Source organism: Hydrogenophaga sp. SNF1 (assembly GCF_034421675.1).
Classification (GTDB): domain Bacteria; phylum Pseudomonadota; class Gammaproteobacteria; order Burkholderiales; family Burkholderiaceae_C; genus Hydrogenophaga; species Hydrogenophaga borbori.
The window spans coordinates 4,083,311-4,102,393 of the sequence record NZ_CP139793.1 but is presented as its reverse complement, the minus strand read 5'-3'; the positions used below and the strand labels follow the sequence as shown (position 1 = coordinate 4,102,393).

General features: G+C 70.5%; 16 protein-coding genes and 1 pseudogene. 7 read left to right on the top strand and 10 right to left on the bottom strand.

Annotated features, from left to right (window positions below):
* Positions 1–14: 14 nt before the first annotated feature.
* Positions 15–1,835, top strand: a pseudogene (locus SOM08_RS19630) (carboxyl transferase domain-containing protein); the annotation flags it as partial.
* Between the two features lie 7 nt (positions 1,836–1,842).
* On the opposite strand, the gene SOM08_RS19625 reads toward SOM08_RS19630, so the two are convergent.
* Genes SOM08_RS19625 through SOM08_RS19615 form a run of 3 tightly spaced genes read right to left on the bottom strand, consistent with a single transcriptional unit; the run spans position 1,843 to position 7,746 of the window.
* Entirely contained in the window at positions 1,843–2,328 is a 486-nt protein-coding gene (locus SOM08_RS19625) for a response regulator (RefSeq protein WP_070399425.1), read from the bottom strand.
* Positions 2,325–6,194 (bottom strand): PAS domain-containing protein, encoded by a 3,870-nt coding sequence (locus tag SOM08_RS19620; RefSeq protein WP_322469559.1) that lies wholly within the window; start codon positions 6,192–6,194, stop codon positions 2,325–2,327. The genes SOM08_RS19625 and SOM08_RS19620 overlap by 4 nt, the downstream gene beginning before the upstream one ends.
* A gap of 49 nt (positions 6,195–6,243) precedes the next feature.
* On the bottom strand, positions 6,244–7,746 hold the full coding sequence (locus SOM08_RS19615; RefSeq protein ID WP_322469558.1) for an FAD-linked oxidase C-terminal domain-containing protein: 1,503 nt from the start codon (positions 7,744–7,746) through the stop codon (positions 6,244–6,246).
* 184 nt (positions 7,747–7,930) lie between these two features.
* On the opposite strand from SOM08_RS19615, the gene SOM08_RS19610 reads away from it, so the two are divergent.
* Positions 7,931–8,353 (top strand): Hsp20/alpha crystallin family protein, encoded by a 423-nt coding sequence (locus SOM08_RS19610; protein ID WP_070399428.1) that lies wholly within the window; start codon positions 7,931–7,933, stop codon positions 8,351–8,353.
* Positions 8,354–8,384: 31 nt separating this feature from the next.
* Here SOM08_RS19610 and SOM08_RS19605 read toward each other — a convergent pair whose 3' ends face one another.
* Both SOM08_RS19605 and purU read right to left on the bottom strand, forming a co-directional pair.
* Positions 8,385–9,254, bottom strand: a complete 870-nt coding sequence (locus tag SOM08_RS19605; RefSeq protein WP_322469557.1) for a LysR substrate-binding domain-containing protein — start codon at positions 9,252–9,254, stop codon at positions 8,385–8,387.
* 106 nt (positions 9,255–9,360) lie between these two features.
* Entirely contained in the window at positions 9,361–10,209 is an 849-nt protein-coding gene (purU, locus tag SOM08_RS19600; RefSeq protein WP_322469556.1) for a formyltetrahydrofolate deformylase, read from the bottom strand.
* A 119-nt stretch (positions 10,210–10,328) separates the two neighbouring features.
* Between purU and SOM08_RS19595 the strand changes: the two genes are divergently transcribed.
* Positions 10,329–11,672 carry an aminotransferase class III-fold pyridoxal phosphate-dependent enzyme gene (locus SOM08_RS19595; RefSeq protein ID WP_116959649.1) on the top strand — a complete coding sequence of 448 codons (1,344 nt, stop codon included), beginning with the start codon at positions 10,329–10,331 and terminating at the stop codon, positions 11,670–11,672.
* On the opposite strand, the gene SOM08_RS19590 is transcribed toward SOM08_RS19595, so the two are convergent.
* Positions 11,673–12,470 (bottom strand): ChaN family lipoprotein, encoded by a 798-nt coding sequence (locus SOM08_RS19590; RefSeq protein ID WP_322469555.1) that lies wholly within the window; start codon positions 12,468–12,470, stop codon positions 11,673–11,675.
* Positions 12,471–12,491: 21 nt separating this feature from the next.
* Between SOM08_RS19590 and SOM08_RS19585 the strand changes: the two genes are divergently transcribed.
* Positions 12,492–13,619 carry an AbrB family transcriptional regulator gene (locus SOM08_RS19585; RefSeq protein ID WP_416186974.1) on the top strand — a complete coding sequence of 376 codons (1,128 nt, stop codon included), beginning with the start codon at positions 12,492–12,494 and terminating at the stop codon, positions 13,617–13,619.
* Between the two features lie 33 nt (positions 13,620–13,652).
* On the opposite strand, the gene SOM08_RS19580 is transcribed toward SOM08_RS19585, so the two are convergent.
* The 3 genes from SOM08_RS19580 to SOM08_RS19570 all read right to left on the bottom strand — a co-directional run bounded on the left by SOM08_RS19580 (position 13,653) and on the right by SOM08_RS19570 (position 15,769).
* Positions 13,653–13,937: a DUF3567 domain-containing protein gene (locus SOM08_RS19580; protein ID WP_116959652.1), complete on the bottom strand. Its 285-nt coding sequence runs from the start codon at positions 13,935–13,937 to the stop codon at positions 13,653–13,655.
* 162 nt (positions 13,938–14,099) lie between these two features.
* Positions 14,100–14,867 carry a DUF3108 domain-containing protein gene (locus SOM08_RS19575; RefSeq protein WP_181936504.1) on the bottom strand — a complete coding sequence of 256 codons (768 nt, stop codon included), beginning with the start codon at positions 14,865–14,867 and terminating at the stop codon, positions 14,100–14,102.
* A gap of 17 nt (positions 14,868–14,884) precedes the next feature.
* Positions 14,885–15,769, bottom strand: coding sequence for an IclR family transcriptional regulator (locus SOM08_RS19570; protein WP_116959654.1), 885 nt, complete (start codon positions 15,767–15,769; stop codon positions 14,885–14,887).
* Positions 15,770–15,852: 83 nt separating this feature from the next.
* Here SOM08_RS19570 and SOM08_RS19565 point away from each other — a divergent pair, with 83 nt between their 5' ends.
* On the top strand, positions 15,853–16,866 hold the full coding sequence (locus SOM08_RS19565; RefSeq protein WP_116959655.1) for a fumarylacetoacetate hydrolase family protein: 1,014 nt from the start codon (positions 15,853–15,855) through the stop codon (positions 16,864–16,866).
* Positions 16,867–16,895: 29 nt separating this feature from the next.
* On the opposite strand, the gene SOM08_RS19560 is transcribed toward SOM08_RS19565, so the two are convergent.
* Complete coding sequence (locus SOM08_RS19560) at positions 16,896–17,255, bottom strand: TraR/DksA family transcriptional regulator (RefSeq protein ID WP_116959656.1); 360 nt, start codon at positions 17,253–17,255, stop codon at positions 16,896–16,898.
* Between the two features lie 109 nt (positions 17,256–17,364).
* Between SOM08_RS19560 and SOM08_RS19555 the strand changes: the two genes are divergently transcribed.
* A complete protein-coding gene (locus SOM08_RS19555) occupies positions 17,365–18,207 on the top strand; it encodes an enoyl-CoA hydratase/isomerase family protein (protein WP_175442845.1) in 843 nt (280 codons plus the stop codon).
* A 29-nt stretch (positions 18,208–18,236) separates the two neighbouring features.
* Positions 18,237–19,064: a PhaM family polyhydroxyalkanoate granule multifunctional regulatory protein gene (locus tag SOM08_RS19550; protein ID WP_322469554.1), complete on the top strand. Its 828-nt coding sequence runs from the start codon at positions 18,237–18,239 to the stop codon at positions 19,062–19,064.
* Positions 19,065–19,083 lie beyond the last annotated feature (19 nt).

Genomic DNA, 19,083 nt, shown 5'->3' with positions numbered 1-19,083 from the left:
ACCTCCCCTAGACCTTGCGCTCGCCGCTCCAGGCCCAGGTCGTTCAATGGCTGGTGCAGCCGGGCGATCCGGTTCGCCTGGGCCAGCCGCTGCTGGTGGTCGAGGCCATGAAGATGGAGCATGAACTCCCGGCCGAGCGCGACGGCCGCCTGGCCGACCACCTGGTGGCCCCGGGCGAGACCGTGAACGCGGGCGATCCGCTCTGGCGCATCGAGCCGCTCGAGCCGCTGGGGGTGCCGGCACCGCCCCCCGCCGCCCAGCCTCCATCGCCCGCCGCTCCCGCCGCCGACAGCGAAGCGCTGCAGCGGCTGCGCGCCCGGCTGGCCTTCGTGGAGGACGCCGCGCGCCCCGAAGCCGTGGCGCGGCGCCATGCGCTGGGCCTGCGGACCGCGCGCGAGAACGTCGCCGACCTGTGCGACTCGGACAGCTTCATCGAATACGGCGCGCTCGCCGTGGCCGCCCAGGCCGCGCGCCGCGGCGAGGCCGAACTGATCGCGCAGACGCCGGCCGACGGCCTGGTCACCGGCATCGGCGCGGTCAATGGCGCGCTGTTCGGCGCCGAGCGCTCGCGCACGGCCGTACTGGCCTACGACGCCACGGTGCTTGCCGGCACGCAGGGCATGCGCAACCACCAGAAGACCGACCGCCTGCTGGGCATCGCGCTGGACCAGCGCCTGCCCGTGGTGCTGTTCGCCGAAGGCGGTGGGGGCCGGCCGGGCGACACCGACATGCCCATCGTGGCGGGCCTGCACGTGGGCACCTTCGCGGCCATGGCGCGCCTGTCGGGGCGGGTGCCGACCATCGGCGTCGCGGCCGGCCGCTGCTTTGCGGGCAACGCGGCCCTGCTGGGCTGCTGCGACCTGGTCATCGCCACGCGCGGCAGCAACATCGGCATGGGCGGCCCGGCCATGGTCGAGGGCGGTGGCCTGGGCCGCTTCCCGCCCGAGGCGATCGGCCCGGCGCAGGTGCAGCACGCCAATGGCGTGATCGACCTGCTGGTGGACGACGAGGCGCAGGCCGTGGCCGCGGCGCGCCGCGCCCTGGCCTTCTTTCAATGGCGTGTGGCGCCGCTGCCCTCGCCGCCGCCCGAGCGGCTGCGCGAGGCCTTGCCCGCCAGCCGCTCGCGCAGCTACGACAGCCGCGCGGTGTTGCATGGCCTGGCCGACGGCGGCAGCGCGCTCTGGCTGCGCGAAGGCTTCGGCCTGGGCATCCACACCGCGCTGGCGCGCTTCGACGGCCGCGCGGTGGGCGTGCTGGTGAACAACCCGCGGCACCTGGGTGGCGCCATCGATCCCGACGCCGCCGACAAGGCCGCGCGGTTCATGCGCTGGTGCGATGCCCATGGCCTGCCGCTGCTGAGTCTGGTCGACACGCCGGGTTTCATGGTCGGCCCCGAGGTCGAGGCGCGCGCCCAGGTGCGGCACGCGAGTCGCCTGTTCGTGGCGGCGGCGGCCTTGCGCGTGCCGTTCTTCAGCGTGGTGTTGCGCAAAGGCTTTGGCCTGGGCGCCATGGGGATGACGGCCGGCGGCTTCCATGCGCCGGGCTTCACAGTGGCCTGGCCGGGCGCCGAGTTCGGTGCCATGGGCCTGGAAGGGGCGGTGCGCCTGGGTTACCGCAAGGAACTGGAGGCGGTGCCCGAGGGGCCGCAGCGCCAGGCGCTGTTCGATGAACTGCTGGCGCGGCAGATGGCCCAGGGCGCGGCGATTCCCATGGCCACCACGCTGGAGATCGACGCCGTCATCGACCCGGCGGACACGCGGGCCTGGCTGTTGCGGGGGCTGGAAGGCGCCAAGCTGCGCGACGGGCCGGCCGTGCGCACGGTAGACCCGTGGTGAGGCGCCGCTAGAGCAGCTCGCCGAAACCGGTGCTGCGCACGCCCGCGGTGGCCAGCGGCGGCGCGGTCTGGTTGATGTTCACCCAGAACTCGCACACGTGTTTCATGGCGCTGAGGAACTGCGAGAACTCGGTCGGCTTGGCGATGTAGGCGTTGGTGCCGGCGTCGTATGCGCGCAGCAGGTCGCTCGGCTCGGTGGACGAGGTGAGCACCACCACGGGGATGTTGTGCAGGATGTCCGAGCTCTTGATCTCGCGCAGCACGCCGATGCCATCGAGCAGCGGCATCTTCAGGTCCAGCAGCACCAGCACCGGGTTGCTGCCCGGGCGGTTGGCGAACTGGTTGCGCCGGAACAGGTAGTCCAGGGCCTGCATGCCGTCGGAGACGTGCGTCACGCGACCGTCCAGACCGTGGCGCGAGAGCGCGAGCTTGGTGAGTTCGGCGTCGTCGGGGTTGTCCTCGACGAGAAGGATGGCATCGGCGGTCTTGTTCATGGTTCCAGGGGTGCCGGCATGGAATCGGTGGGATCGGGTGCTCGGGGGCCGTCGATGGGAAGGGCGAAATGGAAGACGCTGCCTTCACCCAGGCGGCTTTCCGCCCAGATGCTGCCGCCATGGCGCTCCACGATACGACGGGTCAGGGCAAGGCCGATGCCCGTGCCCTCGAATTCCGACGCGCGGTGCAGGCGCTGGAACACGCCGAAGAGTTTCTGCGCGTACTTGGTGTCGAAGCCGACGCCGTTGTCGCGCACGGAGAAGGTGTAGCCGCGCACCGGGTCCAGGTGCCAGCTGACCCCGATGACGGCGCGCTCGCGTGGCCGCGTGTACTTGAAGGCGTTGCCCAGCAGGTTGGCCCACACCTCGCGCAGCAGCAGGGCGTCGCCGTGCACGATGGGCAGGTCGGAGGCGATCTGCCAGTCCACCACGCGCCCATCGGTGTCGTGCGCGAGCTGCGAGACCACGGCGCTGACGAGGTGGTTGAAGTCGACCGGCGCGATGTTCACCGCCGCGCGGCCCAGGCGCGAGAAGGCCAGCAGGCCATCGATGAGCTGGCTCATGTGGCGCGCCGAGTTGCCGATGGTGGCGAGGTAGCGCGTGGTGGTTTCGTCGCGCTGCAGGCCCAGGTGCTCTTCCAGCAGGCTCACGAAGCTGGAGATGTGGCGCAGCGGCGAGCGCAGGTCGTGCGAGACCGAGTAGGAGAAGGACTCGAGGTCCCGGTTGGCGGCCAGCAGCTGCTCGGTGCGCTCGACGACGCGCTTTTCCAGCTCGTCGTTGATGTTGCGCATGAGGTCGTCGAGCTGCTTCGCGTCCGTCATGTCGCGGTTGATCTTGGCGAAGCCCTTGAGGTCGCCGCGCTGGTCGCGCAGCGCGATCAGCACCGAGTGCGACCAGTAGCGCGAGCCGTCCTTGCGCAGCTGCCAGCTCTGCACGTCGTGCTGCCCGCGCGAGGCGGCCAGGCGCAGCATGCGCTCGGCGTCGGCGCGGCCGGCGGCCTCGTCCACCGGATCGAACAGCACGCCGTAGTGGCGGCCCAGCATCTGCACGGGCGAGTAGCCGTCCATGCGCTGGGCGCTGTCGGTCCAGTCGGTGATGAAGCCGTTGGCGTCGAGGAAGAAGATGCAGTAGTCGCGCAGGTTGTCCACCATCAGGCGGAAGCGCTGCTCGCTTTCCAGCAACTCGGCCGAGCGTTCCTGGATGCGTTGCTCGAGCTCCTCGTTCAGGTGGTTGACGCGTTCCTCGACGCGCTTGCGCTCGGTGATGTCGATGATCTGCACGAACACGCCGCGGACCTTGCCGTCCGGCCCCGGGTCGGGCAGGTAGTTCGCGCTCATGAAGATCGGCGTGCCGTCGGGCATGCGGCGCCAGGCCTCGAAATGCTGCGAGGTGCCGGCCAGCGCGCCGCGCATGCGCGGCTCGATGTCGGCCCAGATGTCGGGGGCCACGCAGCGGCTCAGGTGCTGGCCCACGATGCGCTGCGGGTCCATGCCGTAGACCCGCAGGTGCTCGGCGTTGGCGAAGCGGAAGTGCAGGTCCGCGTCGAGGTAGGCGATGAGGCCCGGCACGCGGTCGGTGATGGACTGCAGGAAGTGCTGCTGGCGGCGCAGCGCGTCCTCGGCCGCCCGGCGGCGGGTGATGTCGACCACCGTGGTGTTGCTGCGCAGGAAACGGCCCTGCGGATCGCGCACCGTGGTGGACGAGACCAGCGCGTAGAAGCGTGTGCCGTCGCGGCGCAGCATCTCGTACTCCACGCCGTCGAGCGCGTCGTCCTGCAGCATGCGGTGCATGTGCGAATCCAGCAGCGGCACCTGGTGCGGCGGGATCACGTCGCGGAAGTTGAGCTTGCCCACCACCTCGTCGCGCGTGTAGCCCAGCCACTCCAGCTCGGTGTCGTTGATGGAGACGAAGATGCCGTCGATGTCGAGCGAGTGGTAGCCGCAGGGCGCGCGGTTGTACAGGGCGTTGGCCTGCTCGAGCGCGCGCGCGAGCCGCTGGTTGGCCTGCGAGACGCGGTCTTCCGAGGCCTTGCGCTCGGTGATGTCGATCATCTGGATGATCAGGCCCTGCACCTGGCCATCCATCTGGAAGGGGATGTATTCGATGCTGGCGTAGTACGGCTCGCCGCCCGGGAAACGGCGTTCGCCCTCGAAGCGCTGAGGCTCGCCCGCGAGCGCGGCGCTCAGGCGGTCGCGCACGGACTCGTAGACCTTGCGGTCGGCGATCTCACTGAGGTGCAGGCCGACCACCGAGTCGTGCGAGCGGTCCTCCCGCCAGCGGGTGTAGCTGGCGTTGGCGAAGCGGCAGATGAGGTCGCGGTCGAAGAAGGCGATCTGCACCGGCGCGTTGTCGCTGATGGTCTGCATGAACCGGCTCTGCGCGGCCAGCGCCTGCTGCGCCGCCTTCAGGGCGGTGATGTCGATCAGTGTGTTGTTGGAGCGCAGGAAGCGCCCCTTGCTGTCGCGCACGGCCGTGCTGCTGACGAGCGCCGAGAAGGTGCTGCCGTCGCGGCGGCGCACCACGGTCTCGATCGGGTCGAGCTTCTCGCCGGCGACCAGGCGGTTCAGGCGCTCCAGCACCAGTTCCTGGTTGCCGTCACCGGGTGGCACCATGTCGCGCACGTTGAGCTTGCCGATCACCTCGTGGCGCTCGTAGCCGAGCCAGTCGAGTTCGGTGCGGTTGATGAGCACCAGGGTCCCGTTGGCATCGAACGAGTGGTAGCCGCAGGGGGCCTGGTTGTAGAGCGCCTGCGCCTCGGCCAGCGCCATGCTCACGCGCTCCTTGGCTTCGGCCAGTTCCTCGGTGCGTTCCTTGACGCGCTTTTCGAGCTCGGCATTGAAGCGGCGGATCTCGTCCTGCTGCTGGTGCAGTTCGGTGATGTCGCGCGAGACCGCCAGCAGCATGACGGGCTGGCCCTGGGCGTCGCAGATCGGCGTGAGCGCGGTGTCCCACCACTTGGGCGTGCCCTTGAAGGTGTTGCCAAAGGCGACGAAGCGCGAGCCCTTGCCCTGGCGCGCGGCGGCGACGGCGTCGCGCGCGAGCGTGCCACCTTCCTCGGGCCACCAGGTGGTCCAGTCGCTCAGGCGCACTTCCTCGAAATCGTCCACCTCGACCAGCCGGCAGCCCTGCTCGGTCATCTGCACCACGCGCCCTTCCAGGTCGAGCACCTTGGTGCAGTCGGGGCTGCTGGCGATGATCTGGCGGTTGAGTTCGTCCTTGATGCGGGCCTCGGCCTCGAGCACGCGCATCGGGGTGATGTCCTGCACGAAGCCGAGCTGGCTGACGACACGGCCGCTGGCGTCGCGCAGCGGTGCGTTGCGCGTCAGCACGTACACGGTCTCGTTGCCCGGCTTGACGATGCGGAACTCGACGTTGAGGCTTTCGCCGCGCGAGATGCCACGCACCCAGGCGGCCTGCACGCGCTCCAGGTCTTCGGGGTGCACGCGGGCGAGCCAGCCGAAGTTGGGAAAGTCCTCGCGCTGCAGGCCGAAGATCTGCTGCAGCTGGCTGTCGATGTGGGTCAGCAGCCCGCCCTCGTCGGTGCGGAACACGCCGATGGGGAACACGCTCGCCAGCGCGGCGAACAGGGCCTCGAACTCGAGTTTGGCCTGGGCGGGACGGCCGTCGCGGTCGGCGTCCAGGGCCGAGGCCAGTGACAGCGGCAGGTCGGCGCGCAGCCCCGGCTGGCTCGCGTCGGCGGCCGGGTTCAGGCCGCTGAGCTGCTGGGCGTAGCGCTGGCGCAGGTACTCGTTCTCGGCGCGCAGCGTGCGCAGCTCCAGCTGCATGGCCCGCTCGCGTTCGCTGACGCCGGCCTCGCCGTCGCGGCGGGCCAGGGGCGCATCGGTGGGCGAAAGGCGGGCGCTCATTGGAGGCAATGTACCCCAGCCCAGGGGGCCTGCCGCGTGGAACAGCGCCCTAAAACCGGGGGAGATCCGGGTGCGGCAACCGCCCGCCGCGCACCAGCAACCGCCCGTACTCCGCACAACGTTGCAAGGTCGGGATCACTTTGCCAGGGTTGAGTAATTCTTTGGCATCAAAAGCGCGCTTGATGCCGAACATCTGATCGTTCTCTTCCGCGCTGAACTGCACACACATGCTGTTGAGCTTTTCCACACCAACGCCGTGCTCGCCGGTGACGGTGCCGCCCATGGCGACGCTGGTCTCCAGGATGTCGGCGCCGAAGCGCTCGCAGCGCTGGAGCTGGTCGGGGTCGTTGGCGTCGAACAGGATCAGCGGGTGCAGGTTGCCGTCGCCCGCGTGGAAGACGTTGGCGCAGCGCAGGCCGTAGGTGGTCTCCATGGCCTGGATGGCCAGCAGGATGTCGGCCAGGCGCTTGCGCGGGATGGTCGAGTCCATGCACATGTAGTCGGGGCTGATGCGCCCGCTTGCCGGGAAGGCGTTCTTGCGGCCACTCCAGAAGCGCAGGCGCTCGGCCTCGTCGCGGCTGACGGTGATGGCGGTGGCGCCGCAGCCGCGCAGCACGGCACTCATGCGCTCGATTTCCTCGGCCACCTCCTCGGGCGTGCCGTCGCTTTCGCACAGCAGGATGGCCTCGGCGGAGAGGTCGTAGCCGGCGTGCACGAAATCCTCGACGGCGGCCGTCATGGGCTTGTCCATCATTTCCAGCCCGGCCGGGATGATGCCGGCGGCGATCACCGACGCGACCGCGTCGCCCGCCTTTCGCACGTCGTCGAAGCTGGCCATGATGCAGCGCGCCAGCTGCGGCCTGGGCACCAGCTTGACCACCACCTCCACGGTGATCGCCAGCATGCCCTCGCTGCCGACCACCAGGGGCAGCAGATCGAGGCCGGGCGTGTCCAGGGCCTCGCCGCCGAAGGTGACGGGCTCGCCTTCGATGGTGAAGCCGCGCACCTGCAGCACGTTGTGGATGGTCAGGCCGTACTTGAGGCAGTGCACGCCGCCCGAGTTCTCGGCCACGTTGCCGCCGATGGTGCAGGCGATCTGGCTGCTGGGGTCGGGGGCGTAGTACAGGCCATGCGGCGCGGCGGCCTCGCTGATGGCCAGGTTGCGCACGCCGGCCTGCACGGTGGCGGTGCGCGAGCGCGGGTCGATGCGCAGGATGCGGTTGAACTTGGCCAGGGACAGCACCACGCCCAGGGCATGCGGCATGGCGCCGCCGGACAGGCCGGTGCCGGCGCCGCGCGCCACCACGGGCACGTCCAGCGCGTGGCAGGCCTTGAGCACGGCGGCCACCTGGGCCTCGGTCTCGGGCAGGGCCACCACCATCGGGCGCTCGCGGTAGGCGGTGAGGCCGTCGCATTCGTAGGGGATGGTGTCCTCGGGCTGCCACAGCAGCGCGTGGGCGGGCAGCAGGGGCGCCAGGGCGCGCACCACGGCGGCCTGGCGCTCGGCGCGGGCCAGGCGCTGGGCCTGGTCGGGGTGGGGTGGGGCGTTCATGGCGGGGGCGTGGGTGGCGGATCAGTGTAGGCGCGCCGGGCCCGGCGGGGGTTGAAAAATCCTGCAGCGGCTGTTGACGAGCGGCGGGGCGCGGGGTCTTGAAATGTTCCGGGGGCGACTTCAGTTGGGAGGCTCACCGGTGCCGCGGTGGTCGCGGCGCCCTCGAATCTGGAGGACTTTCACCATGACCGGACTCATTGCCCGCAACAGCCTGTTCGATGACCTGTTCCGCGACGTCGCGCCCGGCTTCTTCGTCAAGCCGCTGCACGGCGACGCCCTGCCCGCGCAGATCAAGGTGGACGTGAAGGAAACGCCCGTGGCCTACACCGTGGACGCCGAACTGCCGGGCGTGGCCAAGGACGACATCCAGGTCACCATCGAGGACGACGTGGTTACCCTGCGCGCCGAGGTCAAGCAGCAGGACGAGCAGCGCGACGGCCAGCGCGTGCTGCGCAGCGAGCGCTACTACGGCGCCGTCTCGCGCGCCTTTCAGCTGCCGCAGCGCGTGGACAAGGACGCGTCCAAGGCACGCTTCGACAACGGCGTGCTGCGGCTGACGCTGCCGAAGAAGGCCGCCACCTCGGCCCAGCGCCTGGCGATCGACTGAACGGAAAGCGGGTGGGCGCCGTGGGCGGCGCTCACCCCATGGCCTGCTGCAGCCAGCGCGCAAACGCCGCGCACTCCCAGCGCTCCATGGTGCCGGTGCGCCAGCACAGGTAGTGCGCGTGCGGGCTGGGCACGCGGCGCGGGTACAGGGGCACCAGGGCGCCGCTGTCCAGCCAGGGCGCGGCCAGCTTGTAGCGCAGCAGGCCCACGCCCATGCCGGCCGCGGCGGCGTCGCACATCAGGCCGATGTCGTTGAACTGCGAGCCCTCGGTGGGTTCGGGCCAGTCCAGCTCGTGCGCGGCGAACCAGGTGCGCCAGGGCTCCAGCGGGCTGCGCAGCAGGGGCAGGCCTTCCAGGTCCTCGGGCGCCTCGAAGGGGCCGTGCTCGCGCGCGAAGGCCGGCGAGGCCATGGGCGAGACCTCGTCCTTGGCCAGCAGCAGGTACTCCACGTCGGCGTAGCGGCCGGTGCCGTAGCGCACCATCAGGTCGGCGTCCTCGGCCACCACGTCCAGCAGCGGGATGCTGACCTGCAGGGTGAGGTCGATCTCGGGGTAGGTGTCGCTGAACTGCTTGAGGCGCGGCAGCACCACCGAGCGCGCGAAGGTGGGCGTGATGGCCAGGCGCAGCTTGCGCCGCCCGGGCGCGGCCTTCTGGCTGGGGAAGCGTTGCAGGGCGCCCAGGCCGTCGCGCACGTGGGTGAGGTACTCGATGCCGTCGGTGGTGAGCGAAAAGTCCGCGCGGCCGAACAGCTTGGTGCCCAGGATCTCTTCCAACTGGCGGATGCGGTGGCTCACCGCGCTGGGCGTGACGTTGAGCTCGTCGGCCGTCTGCGTGACGCTGCGCAGCCGCGCCAGGGCCTCGAAGGCCAGCAGGCACTGGATGGGCGGGATGCGCGCCGTCATCACGCCCCCACGCTCCGCCGCTGGCGCGGGTCGCTGCCCCCCACGGGGGCTGGCCCGCCTTGGGGCGGCCCGGCGGCGGTCCGTTCGGCGTTGATGAGGTCTTGCATCACTTGAAGACGACGGTCTTGTGCCCGTTGAGCAGCACGCGGTGCTCGCCGTGCCACTTCACGGCGCGCGCCAGCACCTGGCTTTCGGTGTCGCGGCCGAGGGCGGTGAGGTCTTCCACCGTGTCGGTGTGGTCCACGCGGGCCACGTCCTGCTCGATGATGGGCCCCTCGTCGAGGTCGGCCGTCACGTAGTGGGCGGTGGCGCCGATCAGCTTCACACCGCGGTCGTGCGCTTGGTAGTAGGGCTTGGCGCCCTTGAAGCTGGGCAGGAAGCTGTGGTGGATGTTGATGGCGCGGCCGGCGAGTTCGCGGCACAGCTCGTTGGACAGGATCTGCATGTAGCGCGCCAGCACCACCAGCTCGGCCTGTTCGGCGCGGATGATCTCCAGCTGCTTCGCCTCGGCCTGGGCCTTGGTGGCGGCCGTCACCGGGATGTGGTGGAAGGGCACGTTGTAGCTGGCCGCCAACTGGTAGAAGTCGCGGTGGTTGCTGACGATGGCGCGGATGTCCAGCGGCAGCAGGCCGCTCTTCCAGCGGAACAGCAGGTCGTTGAGGCAGTGGCCTTCGCGGCTCACGAAGAGCACGGTGCGCAGCGGTTGCGCGAGCGGGTGCAGGCCCCAGCGCATGCCGAAGGGTTCGGCGAAGGCACCCAGGCGCTCGCGCAGCTCGGCCTGGCTCAGTTGCGCGCAAGCGAATTGCACGCGCATGAAGAACAGCCCGGTGTCGTGGTCGTTGTACTGGGCCGCCTCTTCGATGTTGCCGCCGTGCTGGAACAGAAAGCCCGAGACGGCGTGCACGATGCCGGGGCGGTCCTGGCAGGACAGGGTGAGGACGTAGGTGTTTTCCATGGCGGCGCGATTGTCGCAGGGTGGCCGCCAGTGGGCCTGGCGCGGGGTCGGGCAGTGGCGCCCCCGGCGCGCGGGGGCGGTGCCAGAATGCCCGGATCACCGCTCGCAGGAGACGCCGCATGGCCTACAACGACTTCAACATGGACAACCAGTGGTTGCCCTTCACGCCCAACCGCAGCTTCGCCAAGGACCCGCGCATCTTCGTCGCCGCCGACGGCATGCACTTCACCACGCACGACGGCCGCCAGGTCATCGACGGCATTTCCAGCCTGTGGTGCGTGGGTGCGGGCCACAACCGCCAGCCCATCAACGAGGCCATCAAGCGGCAGCTGGACACGCTGGACTACGCCACCGCCTTCAGCGTGAGCAACGACAAGGCCTTCCGAGCCGCCGAGATGATCGCGGCCCTGGCGCCCGGCGACCTGAACAAGGTGCTGTTCTGCAACTCAGGCAGCGAAGCGGCCGACACCTCCATGAAAGTGGCCCTGGCCTACCACCGCGCGCGCGGCGAGGGCCAGCGCAACCTTTTCATCGGCCGCGAGCGTGGCTACCACGGCGTGGGCTTTGGCGGCATGTCGGTGGGGGGCATCCCGGCCAACCGCAAGGTCTACGGCACCAGCCTGCTGCCGCGCGTGGACCACCTGCGCTTCATCCACGACCCGGTGAAGCACGCCTTCGTGCAGCACCAGGAGCCGGTGTGGGAAGAGGACATCTTGCTCGAGCTGGAGAACCGCATCCTGCCGCTGCACGACCCGAGCAACGTGGCGGCGGTGATCGTGGAGCCGGTGGCCGGCAGCGCGGGCTGGTACGTGCCGCCCAAGGGTTACCTCAAGCGCCTGCGCGAGATCTGCGACAAGCACGGCATCCTGCTGATCTTCGACGAGGTCATCACCGGCTTCGGCCGCCTGGGCACGGCTTTCGGCGCCGACTGGTACGGCGTGCAGCCCGACATGCTGAACTTCGCCAAATGCGTCACCAACGGCGTCATCCCCATGGGCGGCGTGGTCTGCAGCCAGCGCATCTACGACGCCATGATGGGCGCGCACGGCAACGCGCCCGACCACGCCATCGAGTTTTTCCACGGCTACACCTACTCGGGCCACCCGGTGGCCTGCGCGGCGGCCATCGCCACGCTGGAACTGATGCAGAAGGAGCAGCTGTTCGCGCGCGCCGGCCAGATGGGCCAGGTGCTGAGCGACGCCATGTTCAGCGCCATCAAGGGCCTGCCGCACGTCATTGGCATCCGCAGCCTGGGCCTGGCCTGCGCGGTGGAGCTGGCGCCGCTGGCGGGCATGCCCGGCAAGCGCGCCTTCGACGTCTTCCTGGATTGCTTCCACCGCGGCGTGCTGGTGCGCAACGCGGGCGACAACCTGGTGTTCGCGCCGCCCTACATCGTGGAGCGCGAGCACATCGAGACCATGGTCTCGGTGCTGGCCGACGCGATCCAGCGCCTGAAGGACTGATCAGCGCTTGAAGCGCTCGCGCAGCCCGGCGCAGTGGTCGCGCTCGGGCAGCGCGGGCGTGGGCCAGACGACGTCACCCGGCGCGTCGGCGCCGGCCGAGCCCGCGCGCGCCACCACCACGCGGCGGGCCTGGCCGGCGGGCAGGTGCAAGGGCACCCCGATGTCCGTGCGCACATGGCCGTTGCCGGCGATCAGCAACACCGTGCGGCCCGGCGCCAGGGCCTGGAGCGCGGTGTCTGCCAACGAACGGTCGCGCGCGAGCTGGATGCGCGTCATCGGCGCGATCTGGCTGTCGGGCAGCAGATCGCAGTGGCCTTCGCGCACGGCGGTGCGCTGGCGGTCCAGCACCGAGGCGTCCACCGACCGGTCCAGCGCGGTGTCGGCCATGGCCTCGCGCATCCGCGCGCGCGGCAGGTTGCCGCCGAGCACGGGCACGCCCGCGCGCACGGCGGCCATCACCACCGGCCCGTAGACCGGCCAGGGCCAGGTGGCGCCCTGGTCCCAGGCCAGGGCCTGGCGCACGGCGTCTTCGCTGGCGTCGCGCGGCAGCTGGCGCGTGTCGCGGCCGGCCTCGGCCATCTCCATCACCACGGCCGCGAGTTCGCCGCGTGTGGCCAGGGCCTGCACCAGTTCGCGCTGCAGCTGCTGGTGCTCGGGCGCGTCGTGCTGCTCGCCCACCAGCAGCAAGGGCGTGGGCGAGGTGCGCGCGAGCAGGGTGGGCAAGTCCCTGGCGGGTGTCTGGGCGCAGGCGGCGAGCCACAGCGCGGCCAGGCCGGTGGCGGCAAGGGAGGGCTTCATGCACCGATACTACGGTCCCGTATGGCGCCCTCTGCGCCGCCCGAGATTTCCCGAGTGCCTTTCCCTGTGTCGCGCTTCGGGCCGGCGTCCTGGACGCGCACGGCCCTGACCCTCCTGCTCGCCTACGCCGCCGCCCGCCTGTGCGTCTGGCTGGGCACGCCCATTCCCTGGATGATCGGACCGCTGCTGGCCAGTGCCCTGGTGTCGGTGCTGGGCGCGCCCACCGAAAGCTGGACACCGCTGCGCAACGCCGGGCAGTGGGTGATCGGTGCGGCCCTGGGCCTGTACTTCACCCCGGAGGTGGGTGCCCTGGTCGCCGGGCTGTGGTGGGCGATCGTCCTGGGCGTGGCCTGGGCGCTGCTGCTGGGCCTGGGCTTCGCGGCCTGGCTGCGGCGCCAGCACGCGGCGCGCCTGCGGCTGCCGCCCGCGCAGCTGATCGCCACCACCTATTTTTCGGGCGCCATCGGCGGCGCGTCCGAGATGACCTTGCTGGCCGAGCGCCAGGGCGCGCGCACCGACCTCGTGGCCGCCGCCCATACCCTGCGCGTGCTGCTGGTCACGGTCACCATTCCCTTCGCCCTGCAGGCCGCGGGCGTGCATGGGCTGGACACGCTGCCGCCCGCCATCCGCGAGGTGCACGCGGGCGGGCTGGCCCTGCTGGGGCTGATCACGCTGGCCGGTGCCCTGGGCATGCAGCGCCTGGGCCGCGCCAACCCCTGGTTCATGGGCGCGCTGGTGGTGACCATGGCGATCACGCTGGCGGGCGTGCAGCTCTCGGCCCTGCCGCTGGCCTTCACCAACGCGGCCCAGCTCTTCATCGGCGTGAGCCTGGGGGTGCGATTCACGCCGGCCTTCGCCCACACGGCGCCGCGCTGGCTGGGTTCGGTGGCGCTGGCCACCTTCGCCATGATGGCCCTGTGCGCCGGCTTCGGCTGGGTGGTGGCGCGGCTCACGGGCCTGCACCCGGTGACCATGCTGCTGGGCACCTCGCCAGGGGGCATTGCCGAAATGGCCATCACCGCCAAGGTGCTGCAGCTGGGCGTGCCCGTGGTCACGGCCTTCCAGGTCTGCCGCCTGGTGGCGGTCTTGGTCCTGGCCGAGCCGGTGTACCGCTGGCGCTATGCGCGGGCACAAAAAAGCCTGGCATAGCCAGGCTGGGGGTGGCGGGGCGCGGTGGCGCGCTCAGTGCATCACGACCGGGTTCTGGGCCAGCGAGGCGTAGCCCTCCAGCGTGTTCTCCACCTCTTCCTGCGAGGGGCTGTTGCGCTGCCATTCCACGATCTGGGCCTGGAACATCTCGGCCCAGGAGCCGTCGAGGTAGACCTCCTTGCCCGAGCGCTTGTCCACGATTTCGAAGCCATGGCGCGGGATCTGCGGCCCGGTGTCGGCGGGCGCCTCACCTTCGGCAGGCGCGTTGGCCAGGATGTGGACCACCGCGAACGCTTCCGAGTCGTACAGCATGTGCATGGACTTGATTTCCTTTCCGCCAATCGCTTTCGGCGCTGATGCCGTTATATCGGCAAATCGCACTCCCACTGGAGCAGGGGTATGCCCCAGTTGGGGACCCGCCGGCTTTTTTCAATCGGCTTGTGGCGTTTGAGCCGAAACCGGTTCCGGGGTGCCCAGCGGCTAGGGCAAACGGGCGAGCCGTTGATCGGCCACATCGCCATTGGGCTGGGCGATGCGCAGGCGCACCGGCAGGTGGCCCAGGGAAGGTGCCAGCCAGACCTCGACTGTGCTGTCGTGGGGCTTGCGCGGGGTGCGTTTCAGCAGCCGGGCCTCGATGTTGCCGGCCGGCAGGCGCAGGGTTTCCAGCGCGCCCACCTCGAACTGCCAGATCTCGGCATCGCCCAGGCCGGCCACCTGGAAGCTCAAGACGTCGCCGGTCTGGCGCGGCTGGGCCCGCAGCAGGCCGGCGAGCTGCAGGAACAGGCTCAGGCGGTCCTGCGCGCCAGGCAGCCACTCGGCCTCGGGCGCGTTGTTGCTGAACCGGATGCGCTTGGCCTCGGGCTCGAACTGCACGGCGCGCTCGCTGCTGCGCTTGTCGGCGAACCGCGTGGGCCGCAGGCCGTCGGGGCCCACGCTGCCCTGGCTGGTCTGCACGCGCTTGCCGAGCAGGGGCATGGCGAGTTCCAGGCGGGCCTCGTAGTTCGGGCCCTCGCGGCGCCAGGAGAGGCTGCCGGTGGCGCGGTAGTCGAAGCCCTTGGCCTGGCCGAACACTTCGTAACTCAGTTCGCTCGCTGGGGGAGGGTCGCTTCGCGGGGCGGTGGCGCTGGCGGCGGGCGCCGGTGGCGCGGCGGCGAACGCGGGGCCACTCCCCTGGGGCCCGAGCGCCGCGGCGAAAGCTGCCAGCACGCCGGCGCCCAGCGACAGCCACGGGCGGGGTCTCGGGGCCACGGGTTGCTTGTGTGGATTCATGGCTGGTCGGACCGGGGCGCCGCTTCGCGGTGCCCGAGATCGGCGCTCAGCCGACGGGCGGCGTCGCGCAGCGCGGTCGCCGGGCCGCCGTCCCAGTCGGTGTCCAGGGTGGCCACCGAACCCAGCACTACCATGGCCAGCACCATGCGGCCCTGCACGTCGAACACCGGGGCGCCAAAGCCGGCCACGCTGGCCTGCAGGCTGTGCACCACGCGCGCCACGCCACGGCGGCGCACCTCGTCGAGCATTTCCTGCACCTCGGTCATGGAGGTGGGCAGGTCCAGCGGCAAGGGGCCGTTGCGCGGCAGCTTCTTCAGGCGCGCGAGTTCCTCGCGGATCATGGGGCCGACGCGCTGGGCGTCGTGGCCCTCGTCGCCCATGAAGGCGGCAAAGCAGCGGCCGGTGGCGGACGACAGCAGGGGCATCACGTCGCCCAGGCGCAGCGCCACGGGCACGGCCTGGGGCGCCTCGGTCCAATGCACCATGGTGGGCCCCTGGTTGCCCCAGACGGCGATGGCCAGGGTGTGGCCCGTGAGCGGCAGCAGGGCGTCGATGCGCTCGCGCGCCAGGCGCACGGCGTCGATGCGCGACAGGCTGGCCAGGCCCAGGCGCAGCGCGGCCGGGCCCAGGTCGTAGCGGGTGCTGGCGCTGTCCTGCGTGACCAGGCCCAGGCGCTGGAAGCTCACCAGGTAGCGGTGGGCCTTGGCCGCGCTCATGCCCGCGGCGGCGGCCAGGTCGCGCAGCATCAGTGCGCCGCTGGCCCTCGACAGGGCGTTCAACAGTTCAAAGCCGACCTCGACCGATTGGATGCCCGCGCGCTGGGGTTCGCTGTCGTCGCTCTCGTTGGCGGGGCTTTGGTCTAGAATCTCGCTCTTACGCATAGGTTAATCGATTTCACTATCCGTAATTATCGCCCCAAAGCCCCCGGGGCACCCATCCACTCAAGAGGCAGCAGGAGATACGCATGAAACTCGCCACCTACAAGGACGGCTCGCGCGACGGACAACTGGTGGTGGTCTCGCGTGACCTGAGCACGGCCCATTATGCGACCGGCATCGCGAACACCCTGCAGCAGGCCCTGGACGACTGGAACTTCATCAGCCCGCAGTTGCAGGACCTGTACGTGACCCTGAACCAGGGCAAGGCGCGCCACGCCTTCCCCTTCGATCCGGCCATGTGCATGGCGCCGCTGCCGCGCGCCTACCAGTGGGCCGACGGCTCGGCTTACCTGAACCACGTGGAGCTGGTGCGCGCCGCGCGCAACTCCGAGGTGCCGGCCAGCTTCTACGAAGACCCGCTGATGTACCAGGGCGGCAGCGACGACTTCATCGGCCCGATGGACGACGTGGTGGTGCCCAGCGAGGACTACGGCATCGACTTCGAGGCCGAGATCACCGTCATCACCGGCGACGTGCCCATGTGCGCGACGCCCGAGCAGGCGCTCGAGGGCATCCGCCTGGTGATGCTGGCCAACGACGTGTCGCTGCGCAACCTGATCCCCGCCGAACTGGCCAAGGGCTTTGGTTTCTTCCAGAGCAAGCCCGCCACCGCCTTCAGCCCCGTGGCCGTGACGCCCGACGAGCTGGGCGACGCCTGGCAGGGCGGGCGCCTGCACCTCACGTTGCAGAGCACCTGGAACGGCCGCAAGGTCGGCATGTGCGAGGCCGGCCCCGAGATGACGTTCCACTTCGGCCAGCTCATCGCCCACATCGGCAAGACGCGCAACGTGCGCGCCGGCTCCATCGTCGGCAGCGGCACGGTGAGCAACAAGGGCGTGGAAGTCGATGGCCGCAAGGACTGGCCCAAGGGCTACAGCTGCATCGCCGAGAAGCGCGCGATCGAGACCATCCTCGACGGCAAGCCCTCCACCGCCTTCATGAAGTACGGCGACACCATCCGCATCGAGATGAAGGGCAAGGACGGCCAGTCCATCTTCGGCGCGATCGACCAGAAGATCGCGCCGCTGGCCAAGGCCTGAATCCGGCCCAGGGCGCGGACCGCGCCCGATCAGCGCTCGGCGCGCGTTTGGCAGTCCAGGCAGCGGTCGGCCGTTGGCTGCGCGTGCAGGCGCGCGGCGGGTATTTGCACACCGCAGTCCAAACACAGGCCGTAGCTGCCGTCGGCGATGCGCGCGAGCGCGGCGTCGATGGCGGCCAGTTCGCCCGCTTCGCGCTCGCCCAGCACCGAGCCGAGGTCGAAGGCCGGGTCCGCGACGGCGTCGTTGTCGTCCGCCGCCCGGGCGCGCTTGTCGGCCGCCACCTCGGCGCGGCTGCGGACACCGCCGCGCTGGGCGTACAGGCGCTCCAGCAGCGCCTGGCGCGCGGCTCGCAACTGGATCTCGAAGGTGTCGGAAATGAACGTGGTCATGGGGGCCTCCTGCGTGCCCGCCATCTTGGGCCCGGGCGGCACCGTGGCGCTTGATGCAGGTCAAGCACAATCGATCGGTTCAGGACCAGACGACCATCAGGAGACCACCATGAGCCCGACCATCGACTACAGCCGCTACCAGACCCTGGAGATCAGCCGCCGCGGCCCGCTGGTGAATGGCACGCCCAGCGTGCTCGACATCCGTATGCGCGCCGACGGCCCCGGCGGCAACGGCAAGCTGCCCACCGCCGGCCATGAAGGCCACTGGGAGCTCAGCGAAATCTGGCGCGACGTGGGCCGCGACGACAGCGTGCGCGCGGCCGTGCTGCGCGGCAGCGGCATGGGCTTTTCCGGCGGCGGCGACCTGGCCCTCGTGCAGGACATGGCGACCGATTTCGAGGTGCGCTCGCGCGTCTGGAAGGAAGCGCGCGACCTGGTCTACAACGTCATCAACTGCGACAAACCCATCGTCAGCGCCATGCACGGCCCGGCCGTGGGCGCGGGCCTGGTGGCCGGCCTGCTGGCCGACATCTCCATCGCCGCGCGCAGCGCCAAGATCGTCGACGGCCACACGCGCCTGGGCGTGGCCGCGGGCGACCACGCGGCCATCGTCTGGCCGCTGTTGTGCGGCATGGCCAAGGCCAAGTACTACCTCATGCTGTGCGACGCGGTGAGCGGCGAAGAGGCCGAGCGCATCGGCCTGGTCTCGCTGGTGGTTGACGACGACCAGCTGCTCGACAAGGCCTACGAGGTGGCCGATCGCCTGGCCGGCGGCAGCGCCAGCGCGATCCGCTGGACCAAGTACTCGCTCAACAACTGGCTGCGCCAGGCGGGCCCGAGTTTCGACACCTCGCTCGCGCTGGAATTCATGGGTTTTGCCGGGCCCGACGTGCGCGAAGGTGTGGCATCCTTGCGCGAGCGCCGCGCGCCGCGCTACGGCGTCGACGGCTGATCCCCGGTCCTTTCATCGAGGAGTTCGCCATGAGCGATGCGTCCGCCAGCGGCTTCGGCAAGTTCGTGCCGGGTTTCGATTTCCTGCAGAACCTGGCCACGCAGGCCGCCGGCGGCATCGCTCAGGGCATCGGGCAGAACATCCCGCAACTGCCCAACCTCAGCCACTGGGTGGCGCCCACCTTCAACGTCGAGGAACTCGAGAAGCGCATCGAGGAGCTCAAGGCCGTGCACTACTGGCTGGACCAGAACGCCAAGGCCCTGGGCGCCACCATCCAGGCGCTGGAGGTGCAGAAGATGACCCTGTCCACGCTGAAGTCCATGAACTTCAGCATGGGCGACGTGGCCAATGCGCTCAAGCTCAAGACGGCCGAGGTTGCCGCCAAGGCCAACCCCTTCCCGGGCCTGGAGGTGCCGCCGCGCACCTACGGCACCACCGAAGCGGCCAAACCCGCGCCCGCGCCCACGCGGCGCAAGCCGGCGGCGAAGAAGGTGGCGGCCAAGGCCGACAAGGCCGCGTCGGCCGCTCCGGCGGGCGGCGTGGTCGACCCACTGCAGTGGTGGGGCGCGCTGTCCCAGCAGTTCCAGCAGATCGCGACCAACGCCCTGAAGGACGCGGCCAAGCAAGGCGCGCTGGACACCACGCGCCAGGTCGCCACCGACCTCACGGACGCCGCCGTGAAAACCGCCACCGGCCTGGCGGGCCAGGCCGCGCGCAGCGCCGCCGGCACCGTGGGCCGCGGCATGGGGGCGGCGGCGGGCGTGGGCCGCGCGGCGGCGCGTGCCGTCTCGTCGGGCGCCCGGGCGGCACCCGCCAAGAAGGCGGCGCCCCGCAAGGCGCGCGGCAAACGCGCTTGAACCCGCGGGCCCAACGAGG

Bases quoted from the DNA above. Each gene is read 5' to 3' on its own strand.
- SOM08_RS19565 (WP_116959655.1), top strand. From the start codon at position 15,853: ATGAAACTCGCCACCTACAAGGACGGCTCGCGCGACGGACAACTGGTG.
- SOM08_RS19590 (WP_322469555.1), bottom strand. From the start codon at position 12,470: ATGAAGCCCTCCCTTGCCGCCACCGGCCTGGCCGCGCTGTGGCTCGCC.
- SOM08_RS19585 (WP_416186974.1), top strand. From the start codon at position 12,492: ATGGCGCCCTCTGCGCCGCCCGAGATTTCCCGAGTGCCTTTCCCTGTG.
- SOM08_RS19580 (WP_116959652.1), bottom strand. From the start codon at position 13,937: ATGCACATGCTGTACGACTCGGAAGCGTTCGCGGTGGTCCACATCCTG.
- SOM08_RS19570 (WP_116959654.1), bottom strand. From the start codon at position 15,769: ATGCGTAAGAGCGAGATTCTAGACCAAAGCCCCGCCAACGAGAGCGAC.
- SOM08_RS19625 (WP_070399425.1), bottom strand. From the start codon at position 2,328: ATGAACAAGACCGCCGATGCCATCCTTCTCGTCGAGGACAACCCCGAC.
- SOM08_RS19595 (WP_116959649.1), top strand. From the start codon at position 10,329: ATGGCCTACAACGACTTCAACATGGACAACCAGTGGTTGCCCTTCACG.
- SOM08_RS19610 (WP_070399428.1), top strand. From the start codon at position 7,931: ATGACCGGACTCATTGCCCGCAACAGCCTGTTCGATGACCTGTTCCGC.
- SOM08_RS19620 (WP_322469559.1), bottom strand. From the start codon at position 6,194: ATGAGCGCCCGCCTTTCGCCCACCGATGCGCCCCTGGCCCGCCGCGAC.
- purU (WP_322469556.1), bottom strand. From the start codon at position 10,209: ATGGAAAACACCTACGTCCTCACCCTGTCCTGCCAGGACCGCCCCGGC.
- SOM08_RS19555 (WP_175442845.1), top strand. From the start codon at position 17,365: ATGAGCCCGACCATCGACTACAGCCGCTACCAGACCCTGGAGATCAGC.
- SOM08_RS19560 (WP_116959656.1), bottom strand. From the start codon at position 17,255: ATGACCACGTTCATTTCCGACACCTTCGAGATCCAGTTGCGAGCCGCG.
- SOM08_RS19550 (WP_322469554.1), top strand. From the start codon at position 18,237: ATGAGCGATGCGTCCGCCAGCGGCTTCGGCAAGTTCGTGCCGGGTTTC.
- SOM08_RS19615 (WP_322469558.1), bottom strand. From the start codon at position 7,746: ATGAACGCCCCACCCCACCCCGACCAGGCCCAGCGCCTGGCCCGCGCC.
- SOM08_RS19605 (WP_322469557.1), bottom strand. From the start codon at position 9,254: ATGACGGCGCGCATCCCGCCCATCCAGTGCCTGCTGGCCTTCGAGGCC.